Consider the following 13448-nt stretch of genomic DNA (forward strand, 5'->3'; position numbering starts at 1 on the left):
TCCGCGGGTTCGCAGCCGCGTGAACGTGGATGCGCACGGCTGGGCACGGCGCTCTGCGCCGCTGCCGACCAGTCCCCCAACTGGAGGTTCCGTGACAGCGTCACCAGCGCCGCCTCCCCAGCGACGTCTTCCACTCATCGGTCGCGGCTGGGTTCAGGCCGCCGCCCTCATCACCTGTTTCGGCTTCTTCGTGCTGGTGCTGATGGGGTTCCAGAGCTACCGGTCGACTCCCCCGATCCCCGATCGCACGGTCTCGGCGGCTGGCGAAACAGTGTTCACCCATGCCGACGTCATGGCCGGCCAGGACGTCTTCCTCAAGAACGGCCTGATGGAGTACGGCTCGATCTTCGGGCACGGCGGCTACCTCGGCCCCGACTTCACCGCCGACTACCTGCACCGTGCCGCCCTGCTCGTCAACGGTTCCCACGGCGGGACGGACACCCCGCTGGAACGGACGATCAAGGACTTCCGGACGAACACCTACGACGAGAAGTCCGGCACCCTCACCATCTCGGACGCGCAGGCAGCCGCCTTCTCCGCGCTGACCCAGCACTACGCCGGGTTCTTCGGCCAGCCGCAGGGCAAGACCGGCCTGCGCCCCGACGCGATCACCGATCCGGCTGAGATCAGGCAGCTGACCGCCTACTTCGCGTGGAGCGCCTGGGCGTCGTCGACCGAACGTCCCGGCAAGGAGTACAGCTACACCAACAACTGGCCGGCCGAGCCGCTGGTCGGCAACTCACCGACCGGGTCCACGGTGGTGTGGAGTGTGCTCAGCCTCATCGCGCTGATCGGCGGTACCGGCGCGCTGTTCGCCGCGTTCGGGCGGTGGAACTGGCTCGGCTGGCACGGCCGCGACCATCGGGAGCTGCGGTTCAAGGAACCCCGGTCGGTGCCGCTGACACCGAGCCAGCGAGCGATGGCCTGGTTCTTCTTCGTGATGGCCGGGATGTTCCTGGTCCAGACATTCGCCGGTGCCGCTGGGCAGCACTACCGGGCGGACCTGGACAGCTTCTTCGGCATCCCGCTGGACCGCTGGCTGCCGTTCAACGTGGTCCGGGCCTGGCACGTTCAGCTGTCGCTGCTCTGGGTAGCGACCAGCTTCCTCGCCGCCGGGATCTTCCTCATCCCGATGATCACCCGCAGGCGGGACCCGAAGGGACAGTCGCTGCTGTCGTACCTGCTCCTCGGCGCCCTGGTCATCGTGGTGGTCGGGTCGCTGCTGGGCGAACTCGCCGGCATCCACGGCGCCTTCGGCGGGCTCTGGAAGTGGATCGGCATGCAGGGGTGGGAGTATCTGGATCTCGGCAAGTTCTGGCAGATTCTCCTCACACTCGGCATGGCGTTCTGGGTGGTGATCCTGTGGCGCGGGATGCGGCACCGGCTGTCGGGTGAGAACCGCGGCAACCTGCCATGGCTGTTCTTCTTCGCGGCGCTGGCGCTCCCGATCGTGTATTCCGCCGGGCTGATGACCAGCGACAACAGCAACTACGCGATCTCTGATTTCTGGCGTTTCATGGTCGTGCACCTGTGGGTCGAGGACTTCCTGGAACTGTTCACCACGGTGATGGTCGCCTACATCTTCGTGCTGCTCGGTGTGGTCAGGGAGAAGATCGCATTGCGGGTGGTCTTCCTCGACATCATCCTGTATAGCGTCGGCGGCGTCATCGGGACGGCACACCACTGGTACTTCAACGGCGAGCCGGCGGAGGTGCTGGCGCTCGGCGCGTTCTTCTCCGCCTTCGAGGTCATCCCGCTGACGTTCCTCACCGTCGAAGCGTGGACGTTCATCCGGCTCGGAGCGCGGCAGGAGTCCAGGAGCGCAACGGCCTTCCCACACCGGTGGGCGGTCATGTTCCTCGTCGCGGTCGGCTTCTGGAACTTCCTCGGCGCCGGCGTGTTCGGCTTCCTGATCAACCTCCCGATCGTCTCGTATTACGAGATCGGGACGATGCTCACCGCGAACCACAGCCACGCCGCGATGATGGGCGTCTACGGAATGCTGGCGGTCGGCTTCGCGATCTTCGCGCTGCGCTACCTGGTGCCGGAGAAGTACTGGTCGGACCGGCTGGCGTCGATCAGTTTCTGGTCGCTGAACGCGGGACTGGCCTGGATGTCATTCGCCACACTGATGCCCCTCGGGATCTTGCAGCTCTACCATTCGGTGGACGTCGGGTACTACGACGCGCGCAGCCTGGAGTTCGTCGGCAACTCGACGAACGCACTGTTCGAATGGCTGAGGCTGCCCGGGGACGTGCTGTTCATCGGCGGCGGTGTGCTGCCGCTGCTCTGGCTGACCTGGAAGGCGATCCGGCACCGGGGCCGACATGCACTGGACGAGAGCGGCGGTAGTGCCACGCAACCCGCGGACCTCCAGTCCGGGCCGGAGGCGGAGTTGGCGCTGTTCACCGAGGTCGTCGACCACCCCGACACGACGGGCGAACAAGGCTGAGCAGCGCTGGGAGGAAGTGAGCCATGCACTCCGAAGCTGTCTTCATCGCCTGCTACGCGCTGCTGCTGGTCGGTGTGGCGGGCGGCATCCACCGGCTCGGGAAGATCGACACCTCCCCGTGGCGGAGCCGGGCACTAGCCGCCCACCGGCGGCAGGTGCCCGAGCCGCCGCCGACCGACCAGGACGACTGGCCGCATTCGGAGGCAGGTCGGCTGAACACGCTGATCGCGCTGATCACAGCCCTGTCCGCGATCACGCTGGTGATCGTCGAGCTGGCCCGTCACCACCGTCCCGCCGAGATCGCGATGCTGGGCGCAGTCGGCCTGACCGCGGCCACGACCACTGCCGTCCTGGCACACGCGTTCGCGGGCCGACCCGGCGCCCGTACACCCCCGGACCGGTCCTGATCTCCCGGCCCGGGGGTGTGCGGAGCCCGCTGCGGCGGCACGCCGGGCGCCCGGCACGCGCGCAGGGCGCCCGGCGTGCCGCCCGCCCGGGTACGCCATCCGGGGGCACCGTCAGCCATGCCGCCGGTATCCAGGCTGACCGTGTTCGCTCGTTCCGGGGGCGTGTTCGCTCGTTCCCGGGGCATGTAGGGCACGGGCGAGCGCGTCCTGCCAGAGGTGCAGGTCGGGCTCACGTCCGCGGAGGATGGCGTCCAGCACGATGCCGTCGAGCATCGCGAGTAGGGTGGCGGCCTCGCGCTCCGGGATCCCTTCAGCGGTGAGCCGCTGCGCGAGTCGGTCACGGGCGGCCAGGAAGATCTTGCGGAGTGCCGGATCCCGCGTCGCCATCAGCATTACCTCGTAGCGGGCTGTCGCGGTGCGCGAGCCCTCGCCCGTCCAGTGGTGGACGAGGTCCGCCACGCTCCGGTCCGACACCTCCGCCTGCTCGGCCTCAAGCAGCCCGCGAACCAGCGCCTGACGCATCCCGTTCAGCCCGCCGAAGTGGTGCCGGACGCTGCCGTGCGGCAGGCCGGCCTGGTTCTCCACCGCGCGGACGGTGACCGCCCCCGCACCCTCGCGGCCGAGCAGAGCCAGGGCGGCTGTGACCAGTCTGTCGCGTGCCGTCTTCTCCATGTGGAGAGGCTACCTGATAGGCTCTTCTCCATGTGGAGATATCGACCGTCTGATACGAGAACCAAAGCCGGACTGTTCAAGCAGGCGGGCCTCGCGCTGGCACTCAGCATCCTGGCGATCGCGGCCGCGCCCCTGGTGATGGGCCCCTCCTACGAACAACTCCAGCCGCGGCTCGGTCCACTGACGCTGGTCATCGTCGAGGTGCTTTACGCACTGTTCATCGACTTCCCGCTGACGGCGCTATACGTGGGGCTCGTCACAGTGTGCGTCGGCCCGCGACGCAATCCCGCCCGTGCCGGCTTGGGCTTCGTGGCCATCTTCTTCGGGCTCATCCTGGCCTGCATCGCGCTGGCGCCGGTCAGCGATCTGCTGGCCTACTGGGCCTTGGACGACACCTTCCCGCAGGCGGTGACGGAGGCGAGGGAAGCTCTCGGTGCACCGACGTTGGGCCTCCTGGTCGGGTCGTTCGTGGTGTTCGACGCCCTGCTGTGCGCAACGGGCGCGGTGACCGCGCACGTCCTCGTCAGCCACGCGGTGCCGGTGGCGTCTGCGGCGAATCGCTTTGACTCGGCAGTCGCGGCAGACGGCGCGCAGTCCGCCGGCGGCGATGAGCCGCAGGGCCGCGTCGAGTAGTTCCCTGTGCGGGGCGGCTGCCGGTCACGTGGTGGTGCCCGGCGCCGAAGTGGGCCGGGTCAGCCGTGGAGGCCGTGTTCGGCCAGGGCCGCCATCAGTTCCCGGTGGCCGAAGGCCGCGGTGGCGGGTTGGAAGCCGACCGCGCGCAGCCGGCCGTCGAGAATGCGGCGGCAGGACTCCGCGATCAGGGCCCCGGTCTGGAGGTACGGCGAGGTCGTGTGCAGCAGCACATGGCGGCCGACGGTGGCGCCGCGCGCCCAGCAGGAGATGGTCACGTGGTTGACCTCGGGGACCTCCCTGGGGGGTTCGGAGGCGACGAACATGGCCCACTCGTTGGTCACCTCCTCCAGTTCCTCCCGGGACTTGGTCTGGGCGAGGTCCTGGTAGGCCGCGACCCGGTCCCGGATGAAGTCGACGAGCGGTGACTTGGGAAGCGCCACGAGCACCTGGCAGTTGCGCACCCGGGTGTCCTCCCGGAACCACAGCGGCTCGAAGCCCCCGCCCCACGGCAGCCCGGTGTGGACGGCGTGCCGGCCGGGGACCGTCACGTCCACAGCCGTGCCCGCCGGCCATTCGAGAAGCGCCCCGTCCTGCTTGTAATGCTGCGGCAGGCAGCACATGCGCAGGAAGGACAGCGTCGAGGCGACGGTGGGCATCGATTTGGGGGCGTACAGGATGTCCAGTGAGTCGATGCCCGGCGTCTCCAGGGCGAGTTCGGCGGCGATCATCCCGGCCGTCCACATGAAGGCGCAGGCGGACACGAACACCAGGTCGCGGTCGGCGAACGAGGGTCCGTAGCGGTCCCGCATGTCGGTGGCGTAGTCCTGCTCGCCCGTCGTGTCGATGTAGTGGCAGCCGGCCGCGAGCGCCGCCCGGACGACCGGCTCGGCGAGCTGGCCGAACGGACCGACCACGTTCACGACGATCCGTGCCCCGCTGAACAGCTCGGTGAGCGCCGCCTCGTCGTGCCGGACGGCGCACACCTGCGCATCGTGCTCGCCCGGCACCCGGTCGAGCGCGTCCTTGAGCCGCTGCTCGTCGCGGCCCGCCGCGATGAACGGCAGCCGGTTCCGGGTCAGGTACTCGGCGATCATCCGGCCGGTGTAGCCGCTCATGCCGTAGACGACTATCGGTGCAGCCATATCAGGCTCCTCGCTGTTCGGTGTGGACGGAGTCGGGGTCGTGTTCGAAGGCTTCGAGCAGGAAGCGCTCCTGCGGCTTCTCCGAGGCGGTCTTCGGGATCTGGTCGAGTACCTGGACGTACGTCGGCACCGCGCCCGGCTCCAGGCCCGCCCGGCAGGCGCGGAACACCGACTGCGGGTCGAACGCGGCGCGGTCGCGGGGGACGGCGGCGGCGACCACGTCCTTCTCTCCGGGCGCCCCCGACGCCGCCGGAACGCCGTACACGTGCACGTCGTCCACGTCCGGGCACTCGGCGACGACCTTCTCGACGACCGCCGGGGCGATGAACTCGCCGTTGTGCCGGATGCCGCCGCCCTTGCGGTACTCGAAGTACAGCCAGCCGTCCTCGTCCTGCCGGACGACGTCGCCCATGTGCAGCCAGCCGTCCCGGCATTTGGCGGCCGAGTCGTCCGGCCGGTCCCAGTACTGCACCGCGAACGGCGTGTGGTCGGCGTTGCGGAACAGCAGCTCGCCCGGTACCCCCGGCGGGCAGTCACGTCCTTGCTCGTCGACGATGCGGTGCTCCAGGACGGGCACCGGCCTGCCGATGCTCCCGACCGGACCCTCCCCGACCGGTTTGATGGTGAGCCCGCCTTCCGCCGCGCCGTAGAACTCCAGCAGCCGTACGCCGAAGCGCTTCTCGAAGTCGTCCCACAGGGCGGCGGGCATGCCGGACGAGATCACGACGCGCACCGGGTTGTCCGCGTCACCGGGTTGCGGCGGCTCGGCGTAGATGGCGGTCGTCATCCCCCCGAGCAGGGCGAACGTCGTGCACCCGTACCGGTGGGTGATGTCCCAGAGCCGGGACTTGCTGAAGCGGCGGGACAGCACGCAGGGCAGCCCGCCCGCCAGGGACGCGCCGAGGGTGACGAGCTGCGCGTTGGCGTGGGTGAGCGACAGGCCGGAGTAGGGCCGCTCGTCCGGGGCGTATCCGAAGATGAGCGGGGCGAGGGCGGCCGTGTCGCAGAAGCGGCGGTGCGTCATCACGATGGCCTTCGGGTCGCCCGTGGTACCCGAGGTGAAGATGAACTGCATCGGACGGTCGGGGTCGCCGCCGGCGATCGCCAGTTCCGTGGGGCTGCCGATCAGCACCTCGGGGTAGCGCCGGACGGTGATCCCGGCCGGCAGGCTCGGCACGTCCCCGGCCGGCGGCGCCTCACCGGTGTCCAGCACCACTGCCCACCGCAGGCCCGGCGCGTCCGGCAGCGCGCTCGCCAGCCCGTCCAGCGCGTAGTCGGCGGCGATCACACCGCGGCAGCCAGTCGTGCGCAGCATGAACGCCAGCCGGTCCCCGCGAGTGCGCGGGTCGATCGGCACGAACACGGTGCCGGAGATCGCGGCGGCCACCATCGCCTCGACGAACTCGGCGTGGTTGGCCATCAGCAGGGCGAACCGATCCCCGGCGTCCATGCCGAGGTCGCGCAGCCCGCGGGCCAGCCGCTGGCCGTTGTCCCACAGGTCCAGGTAGTTGCGCACCTCGTCGGGGCGGGCGCCGCCGCCCTCGACGGTCAGCACGGGCAGGTCGGGACGGATGTTCGCGTGCTCGGCCACAATGTGGGCCAGGGTCCGCCCGGTCATCGCGACTCCCTCCGCAGGACGCTGACCACGATGGCGCCGACGTCGCCGCCGACGAATCCGCCGCCGTTCTCGGCCAGCGCCGTCCGCGCCCCGGCCACCTGCCGGGCGCCGCAGCGCCCGCGGAGCTGATCGGCCAGCTCGACGATCTGGCCGGCACCCGAGGCGCCGATGGGGTGCCCCTTGCGCAGCAGGCCGCCGGACGTGTTGACCGGGATCCGGCCGCCGACCCTGGTGTCGCCGTCCTCGACCAGCCGGACGCCCTCCCCCTTCGGCGCCAGCCCCAGGTACTCGTAGTGGACGAGTTCGGCGGGCGACGAGGCGTCGTGGAGTTCGACGACGTCCAGGTCGTCCGGGCCGACCCCACCGGTCTCGTAGGCTGCCCGCGCCGCGTACTCGACCGCCGTCAGGTCGTCGCCGGCGGGCTCGTGGTCCCAGCCGGATGCCAGCACCGAGGACAGCACCCGGACGCGGTCGCGAAGGCCCAGCTCGGCGGCCGTCCGCTCGGAGACGAGCACGATCGCGGCGGCGCCGTCCCCGATCGGGGAGCACATCGTGAGCGTCAGCGGGTCCACGACCATTGGCGCGGCGAGGACGTCCTGCACGGTGAGCGCCTTCTGGTACTGCGCCTTCGGGTTGAGGCTGCCGTGCACCGAGTTCTTCGCGGACACCATCGCGAAGTGCCGCGGAGTCGCGCCGTACTCCCGCATGTACGACCGGGCGAGCTCGGCGTACAGGTCCATGAACACCGATCTGCCCTGGCCTTCCGTGCCGGCGCCCGTCGCCGACTCGGCCTCGGCCGCCTTCCGGGCCAGCCACGCCATCGTCTCGGCCGCGGCCTCCACGTCGATGGCCCCTTGGAAGACCGAGAAGGTCCGAAGCTTGTCCTGGTGATGGAGCTTCTCGAAGCCGGTGACGAGGACGACGTCGTAGACCCCTGCGGTGATCATGGCCGCCGCCTGGTGGAAGGCGGTGGCCGACGTCGCGCAGGCGTTCTCCACGTTGACGACGGGGATGCGGCCGATCCCCATGCCGCGCAGGACGACCTCCCCCGGGATCAGGACCTGCCCGGTGATGACGCTCGCGGCGGCGTTGCCCATATAGGCGGCCTGGATCCGGCCGCGGTCGAGCCCGGCGTCCTTCAGCGCGGCCTCGATCGCCTCGGCCGCCAGCGATTTCAGGCCGCGGTCCAGGAACTTGCCGAACCGTGTCATTCCGACGCCCGCGACGTAGGCGCGCATCTCCATCAGGTCCTCCCTCTGCGTGCGGTGGTGGGGCCGGCGGGGTTCACAGCAGGGACGGGTTCACCAGCCGGGACCCGCCCTTGATCGCCAGCAGCTCGTTGCAGCCGTCCTCGATGAGCGAGGCGCGCGCGTCGCGCAGCAGCTTCTCCATCGGGTACTCCCGGCTGAGCCCGTTGCCGCCGAAGATCTGCAGCGCGTCGTCGGCCACCTCGAAGGCGATCCGGGTGGAGGTGATCTTCGAGGCGATCGAGCCCTGCAGCGCCGGCACCGGATGCGTCATGTTGTGCAGGAAGACCTGGCGGGCCAGCGACCGCGCCACCTCGACCCGGCGGAACATGTGGAAGAGCCGGGCCCGCACGTTCTGGTGGCGGATGATCGGGACGCCGCCCTGCCGCCGGGTGTGCGCGTAGGCCAGCGCCAGCCCGTACGCCTCGCGCGCGACCCCGGTGAACATCGCGCCCATCGACGCGTTGGCCTCGGCCAGGATCGAGTAGACGGCTCCCTGGTACTCGTCCGGGCCGGCGAGCACCAGTTCCGGCTCCAGCTCGACGCCGTCGAAGAAGATCTCGCCCTGGTTGAGGGAACGCTGGCCCAGCTTGTCGAGCGGCCGGCCCCGGGACACGCCTTCGCGGTCGAGCGGCACGAGCAGCACCATGCCGGGTCGGGGCCCGTCGCCTTCGTCATAGGCGGTGTAGAGGATCGCCACCTGGGCGATGCAGCCGTTCGACACCCACGCGGACTTCTGCCCGTCGAGGACGAGCCGGTCCCCCTTGCGGACGGCGACGAGGTTGGGCCGCCCGTACTCGCCCTCCGGGTGGAAGGCCGCCCCGTCCGCGTCGAGCATGTCCGAGCCGTGGTCGGGTTCGGTGATGGCCCAGCAGCCGAGGAGCGACTCGGGGTACTTCTCCAGCAGGTCGTGCCGGCCCCACGCGGTCATCATGAGGCTGGGCAGCATGCCCGCGCCGATGGTGATGGCCAGCCCGGCGTCGGCGGCGCCGAGTTCCTCCCACAGCGCGGGCAGGAGCACCGGCAGGTCGGCCGGCGGCAGCTGCATGATCGTCGAGGTTGTGACGCCGAGGTCCCCGAACGTCCGCAGGAACGGCCACAGCGGTGAGTCCGCAGCGATGACCTCTTCCGGGTCGAGCCGGTCGAGGAGGGTTCCGGTGGGCCGGATATGCTCGTCGGCGAAGCTCCGGACCAGGTCGAGCAGATCCTGCTGGCCGGACGTCAGCGGTGCGCCGAGGCCGGTGGGCGGCAGCGCCAAATATTCGGGCATCTCGGGGATGCCGATAACGTCAGGATTCACGTCGGTCCTCACTTCAGCGTGCCTACGGGGCACGTACGTGCCGGCGGCGGGTCCGGTGAGCCGGGATGGGCGATCAGATCGGTGGTATGCCGCAGAGCGTAGGAAGGACCGAATCCGCTGCCATTGGGACCGCGTCCCGAACATTCACCGCGGCATCGGGCGCAGCGCACGAAATCGAAATCGTCACAGCCGACCCGCTGTTCTCCGGGGCCGCGGCTCCTACCATCGCCATATGGACCTCAACGTGCCGGTCCACGCTTCGGTCGCGAACGCCATCGCCGCGCTCGATCCGAGGATCGGCGACATCACCGGCGAGATCGTCGCGAACATCCTCGACGAGAACCCCCCGCTCCGCGAGGACCTGGACCTCGTCGACCTGCTGTCGGCGAGCGTCGAGGCGAATGTGACCACCGCGGTCCACGTGATCGGGCACGGCATCCCGATCGAGCAGGTCGAGGCTCCCCCGGCCGCCGCCGAGTACGCCCGCCGGCTCGCCCAGCGCGACATCCCGATCAGGCTGCTCATCCGCGCCTACCGGCTCGGGCAGGCCGTCTTCACCCGATGGTGCTACAACGAGCTGGTCGCCCACGTAACCGACCGGGACACCGCGCTGGCGGCCGGACAGGCCTTGAACGAGAGCGCGTTCGCCTATATCGACCAGGTCACCGAATATGTCGTCACCACGTACATCCGCGAACGCGAGCAGTGGCTCCGGTACGCGGACGCGGCCCGCGCCGAGCAGGTCCGCTCACTGCTCGAAGGGGGCACCGAGGTGGACGTCCGGGCGGCCGAGGCGGCCCTCGGCCATCCGCTGCACGGCACCCATCTGGGCCTGGTCGCCTGGGTCGGCGAAGCGGACCCGGGCGGCGAGGGCGGCTCCCTGGCCAGGGTCGAACTGGTGGTGCGGCGGGTCGCCGAACGCCTGGCCGCGTGCGGCCGGCCGCTGGTGATCCCGCGGGACGAGTCCAGTGCCCGAGCGTGGCTTCCGCTGCGGTCGCCGGTCCGCCTCGATCCGGAGGCCTTCGGCGACGTCCTGGCGGGGCGGGGCCGCGGGATCCGGCTGGCCGTCGGCGACCCCTCCCCCGGCGTCGCGGGCTTCCGCCGGACGATCCGCGAGGCGGAGCGGGCCCGGACGGTCGCGGTCGCGGCGGGGTCCACGGGCCGGCCCGTGACCCTGTTCGGCCGGATCGCGCCCGTGGCCCTCATGGCGGCGGACCTGACCGGTACCCGGGAGTGGGTCGTGGGCACCCTCGGACCGCTCGCCGCCGACGACGACCAGAATGCCCGGCTGCGGGAGACGCTGTACGTGTTCCTCGCCTCCCGCGGCAGCTACCTTGAGACCGCCAAACGGCTCACGCTGCACAAGAACACGGTCCTCTACCGGGTGCACAAGGCCGAGGAGGTGCGCGGCCGCCCGGTCGGGGACGACCGCCTGGAGGTGGAGCTCGCGCTGTTCGCCTGCCGGTGGCTCGGGCCGTCCGTGCTCTGCGCTCCCGCACCCTCCGGTGGGACGCCCCACCGGAGGTGAGTGCGGAGCGAGGTCAGGCGCCGATCCGCTCGACCATCTCAAAGCCCGACTTGCTCATCTGGCAGTCCGGGCAGCACCAGTCATCGGGGATGTCCTCCCAGCGCGTGCCGGGCGGAAAGCCCTCTTCCGGCCATCCCTTCGCCTCGTCGTAGATGAAGCCGCACCCCTGGCACTCCCAGATCCTGAATGCGTCCTCGTCCATGTCGGTGACCTTTCCTTCGTCTCAGCGGGCGGCCGCGCCGTGGCGGGCCAGCAACTTTCGGCGCTTGGCGGGATGGACATTGCAGCGCGTGATGTCGCCGTCGTAATGCTCCAGGAGCCTCCGGTCCATGGTGCGGAACCACCAGGCCGGCACCAGCGCCCGCACGATCATGGTGGCGTAGCCCGCCGGCAGCTGCGGGGACTCCGGGAAGTGCCGCAGCATCTGGTAGCGGCGACCGGGGTAGGCGTGGTGGTCGGAGTGCCGCTGCAGGTTGTAGAGCAGCACGTTGGAGGCGACGCGGTTGCTGTTCCAGCTGTGCTCCGGGGTGGTGCGCTCGTAGCGTCCGGTGGCGGTCCGCTGACGCAGCAGCCCGTAGTGCTCCAGGTAGTTGACGACCTCCAGCATCATGAAGCCGAGGACGGCCTGCAGGACCAGGTAGGGCAGCAGTCCGAGGCCGAAGACGAAGGTCAGGCCGCCGAACAGCGCGGCGGTCGCCAGCCAGCCCTGGATCATCGCGTTGCGCGGGCTCAGCATGCTTTTGCCCTGCCGGGTGAGCCGCTTCCTCTCCAGCCGCCAGCACGAGCGCAGTCCCCCGAAGACCGTCCGGGGCAGGAACCGGTAGAACGACTCGCCCATCCGGGCGCTGGCCGGGTCCTCCGGAGTGGCGACCCGCACGTGGTGGCCCCGGTTGTGCTCGGCGACGAAGTGGCCGTAGCCGGTCTGGGCCAGGGTGACCTTGGACAGGAAGAACTCCACCTTCTCCCGGCGGTGCCCCATCTCGTGCGCGGCCGCGATGGCGATGCCGCCGACGGTGCCGATGGTGGTGGCGAACCCGATCCGGTCGACCACGGACATCGACTCGCGCACCAGGATCGCGCAGCCGACGATCAGAGACGTGTACTGGATCGGAATGTAGAGGATGTTGGCCCACATGTAGAAGCGGTCCTTCTCCAGCCGGCCCATCGCGCTCTCGGGCGGGTTGGTGGGGTCCTCCCCGAAGATCCGGTCGAAGAAGGGGAAGACGACGAAGATCGCCACCAGACCGAACCACCAGAACGCCCGCAGCCCGGTGAGGTTGACCAGCCCCCAGCCCGCGAGCGGGACGGCGGGGACCAGCAGGCCGAGCAGCCACAGGAAACGCTTGGGATCCCTCCAGGTGTCCGCGGCTCTGGCGGAGCCGTCCGTGTCGACGCCGACGGTGGCCATCATGCCCGTCACCCACCCTTACAGGTTTGGGAAAGTTGTCCAATAGTTAGACATGTTGCCCAATGGGTGTCAACTATGATCTGCCTCACATGCCAGGACGCCCGGGCCGTTCCCGCCCCGGGGCCCGGCCGGGCGGCCGACTACGATGACCTTGAGATGACGCCTTACCGAGAGACCGTCCGTTCGCTGCTGCGTGAGCGCCTGCTGGACGCGGCCTACGAGCTGATCGCCGCGGACGGGTGGGCCAAGATGCGGATGACCCGCCTGGCCGCCGCCGCGGGAGTGAGCAGGCAGACGGTCTACACCGAGTTCGGCACCCGCGACGCGATCGGCGAGGCGCTGGTACTGCGCGAGGAGGAGCGCTTCCTGACGGGCATCCAGGAGCGGCTCGACGCCAACATCAACGACATGCGCGCCGCGGTCACCGCCGGGGTGTGCTTCCTGCTCCGCCAGGCGGTCGGAAACCCGCTGGTCAAGGCCATTCTGACCGGCACCGACAACGGCAACGAGGAACTGCTGGCACTCCTCACGGTCCGTTCCGACCTGCTGGTGCGCACCGCCGAGACGTGGCTCGGCGCCTATGCGGCCGACACCTGGCCGGCGGTCGACCCCTTGTCGAGAAGCCTCGCCGTCGAGACCACCGTCCGGGTCACCATCAGCCATGTCCTCCAGCCCGTGGCCTCTCCCGAGGAGACCGCCGAGCGGGTGGCCGAGATCGTCATGCGCATCGCCTCCCCCTCACCCTGATCGATGATCTTGGGACGGCCCCCGGCGCCACTTGCAGGTGGTACCGGAGGATGGCGGCGGCTGAGCGAGGACGGGCTGCGCCTGCCGGGCACGCTCAGTGGTGATGGACATCCCACGGTAAAAGGCCTGCCGGTAACGAAATAGGGGCCACCGCAATAAAGATGGGTCCGAAATGGGCCTTTCGGTCCAGATCCTGGGACTTTAGGCCCTGCTGCGTCGGGTGGGCGGCGAGCATGCTCCGTCGCATGATCGCATTCTTCAGGCCGATGGGGGCGGTGTCGTGACCGGTCGGCA

The 13448-nt window shown here is 69.9% G+C and carries 12 protein-coding genes; 5 read left to right on the plus strand and 7 right to left on the minus strand.

The annotated features are described in order from the left end of the window. Nucleotides 1-91 precede the first annotated feature (91 nt). Together ACGFK0_RS33275 and ACGFK0_RS33280 are read left to right on the plus strand one after the other, a co-directional pair. Nucleotides 92-2452 carry a nitric-oxide reductase large subunit gene (locus ACGFK0_RS33275; protein ID WP_392912211.1) on the plus strand — a complete coding sequence of 787 codons (2361 nt, stop codon included), beginning with the start codon at nt 92-94 and terminating at the stop codon, nt 2450-2452. A 23-nt stretch (nt 2453-2475) separates the two neighbouring features. After that, the gene (locus ACGFK0_RS33280; protein ID WP_392912213.1) at nt 2476-2859 is read left to right on the plus strand and encodes a hypothetical protein; all 384 of its coding nucleotides are present in this window, start codon (nt 2476-2478) and stop codon (nt 2857-2859) included. A gap of 111 nt (nt 2860-2970) precedes the next feature. Here ACGFK0_RS33280 and ACGFK0_RS33285 read toward each other — a convergent pair whose 3' ends face one another. Next, complete coding sequence (locus ACGFK0_RS33285) at nt 2971-3531, minus strand: TetR/AcrR family transcriptional regulator (RefSeq protein WP_392912215.1); 561 nt, start codon at nt 3529-3531, stop codon at nt 2971-2973. A 30-nt stretch (nt 3532-3561) separates the two neighbouring features. Here ACGFK0_RS33285 and ACGFK0_RS33290 point away from each other — a divergent pair, with 30 nt between their 5' ends. Continuing rightward, nucleotides 3562-4164, plus strand: a complete 603-nt coding sequence (locus ACGFK0_RS33290; RefSeq protein WP_392912217.1) for a hypothetical protein — start codon at nt 3562-3564, stop codon at nt 4162-4164. Between the two features lie 59 nt (nt 4165-4223). Here ACGFK0_RS33290 and ACGFK0_RS33295 read toward each other — a convergent pair whose 3' ends face one another. The 4 genes from ACGFK0_RS33295 to ACGFK0_RS33310 are packed head-to-tail and all read right to left on the minus strand — an operon-like array spanning nt 4224 to nt 9471. Continuing rightward, the gene (locus ACGFK0_RS33295) at nt 4224-5306 is read right to left on the minus strand and encodes a saccharopine dehydrogenase family protein (protein WP_392912219.1); all 1083 of its coding nucleotides are present in this window, start codon (nt 5304-5306) and stop codon (nt 4224-4226) included. 1 nt (nt 5307) lies between these two features. Next, nucleotides 5308-6924 carry an AMP-binding protein gene (locus ACGFK0_RS33300; protein ID WP_392912221.1) on the minus strand — a complete coding sequence of 539 codons (1617 nt, stop codon included), beginning with the start codon at nt 6922-6924 and terminating at the stop codon, nt 5308-5310. Then, a complete protein-coding gene (locus tag ACGFK0_RS33305; RefSeq protein ID WP_392912223.1) occupies nt 6921-8168 on the minus strand; it encodes a thiolase family protein in 1248 nt (415 codons plus the stop codon). Before ACGFK0_RS33305 ends, ACGFK0_RS33300 begins: the two co-directional genes overlap by 4 nt. 40 nt (nt 8169-8208) lie before the next feature. Further along, a complete protein-coding gene (locus ACGFK0_RS33310) occupies nt 8209-9471 on the minus strand; it encodes an acyl-CoA dehydrogenase family protein (RefSeq protein ID WP_392912225.1) in 1263 nt (420 codons plus the stop codon). 232 nt (nt 9472-9703) lie between these two features. Here ACGFK0_RS33310 and ACGFK0_RS33315 point away from each other — a divergent pair, with 232 nt between their 5' ends. After that, the gene (locus ACGFK0_RS33315; protein WP_392912227.1) at nt 9704-10999 is read left to right on the plus strand and encodes a PucR family transcriptional regulator; all 1296 of its coding nucleotides are present in this window, start codon (nt 9704-9706) and stop codon (nt 10997-10999) included. Between the two features lie 13 nt (nt 11000-11012). Here ACGFK0_RS33315 and ACGFK0_RS33320 read toward each other — a convergent pair whose 3' ends face one another. Further along, on the minus strand, nt 11013-11201 hold the full coding sequence (locus ACGFK0_RS33320) for a rubredoxin (protein ID WP_392912229.1): 189 nt from the start codon (nt 11199-11201) through the stop codon (nt 11013-11015). A gap of 21 nt (nt 11202-11222) precedes the next feature. Beyond that, nucleotides 11223-12410, minus strand: a complete 1188-nt coding sequence (locus ACGFK0_RS33325; protein ID WP_392912231.1) for an alkane 1-monooxygenase — start codon at nt 12408-12410, stop codon at nt 11223-11225. Between the two features lie 153 nt (nt 12411-12563). Here ACGFK0_RS33325 and ACGFK0_RS33330 point away from each other — a divergent pair, with 153 nt between their 5' ends. Continuing rightward, on the plus strand, nt 12564-13154 hold the full coding sequence (locus ACGFK0_RS33330; RefSeq protein ID WP_392912233.1) for a TetR family transcriptional regulator: 591 nt from the start codon (nt 12564-12566) through the stop codon (nt 13152-13154). Nucleotides 13155-13448 lie beyond the last annotated feature (294 nt).

The sequence above is a fragment of the Spirillospora sp. NPDC048823 genome (genome assembly GCF_043198445.1).
In the GTDB taxonomy this organism is placed as follows: domain Bacteria; phylum Actinomycetota; class Actinomycetes; order Streptosporangiales; family Streptosporangiaceae; genus Spirillospora.

Bases quoted from the DNA above. Each gene is read 5' to 3' on its own strand.
- ACGFK0_RS33295 (WP_392912219.1), bottom strand. From the start codon at position 5,306: ATGGCTGCACCGATAGTCGTCTACGGCATGAGCGGCTACACCGGCCGG.
- ACGFK0_RS33325 (WP_392912231.1), bottom strand. From the start codon at position 12,410: ATGATGGCCACCGTCGGCGTCGACACGGACGGCTCCGCCAGAGCCGCG.
- ACGFK0_RS33330 (WP_392912233.1), top strand. From the start codon at position 12,564: ATGACGCCTTACCGAGAGACCGTCCGTTCGCTGCTGCGTGAGCGCCTG.
- ACGFK0_RS33290 (WP_392912217.1), top strand. From the start codon at position 3,562: ATGTGGAGATATCGACCGTCTGATACGAGAACCAAAGCCGGACTGTTC.
- ACGFK0_RS33280 (WP_392912213.1), top strand. From the start codon at position 2,476: ATGCACTCCGAAGCTGTCTTCATCGCCTGCTACGCGCTGCTGCTGGTC.
- ACGFK0_RS33320 (WP_392912229.1), bottom strand. From the start codon at position 11,201: ATGGACGAGGACGCATTCAGGATCTGGGAGTGCCAGGGGTGCGGCTTC.
- ACGFK0_RS33285 (WP_392912215.1), bottom strand. From the start codon at position 3,531: ATGGAGAAGACGGCACGCGACAGACTGGTCACAGCCGCCCTGGCTCTG.
- ACGFK0_RS33305 (WP_392912223.1), bottom strand. From the start codon at position 8,168: ATGGAGATGCGCGCCTACGTCGCGGGCGTCGGAATGACACGGTTCGGC.
- ACGFK0_RS33300 (WP_392912221.1), bottom strand. From the start codon at position 6,924: ATGACCGGGCGGACCCTGGCCCACATTGTGGCCGAGCACGCGAACATC.
- ACGFK0_RS33315 (WP_392912227.1), top strand. From the start codon at position 9,704: ATGGACCTCAACGTGCCGGTCCACGCTTCGGTCGCGAACGCCATCGCC.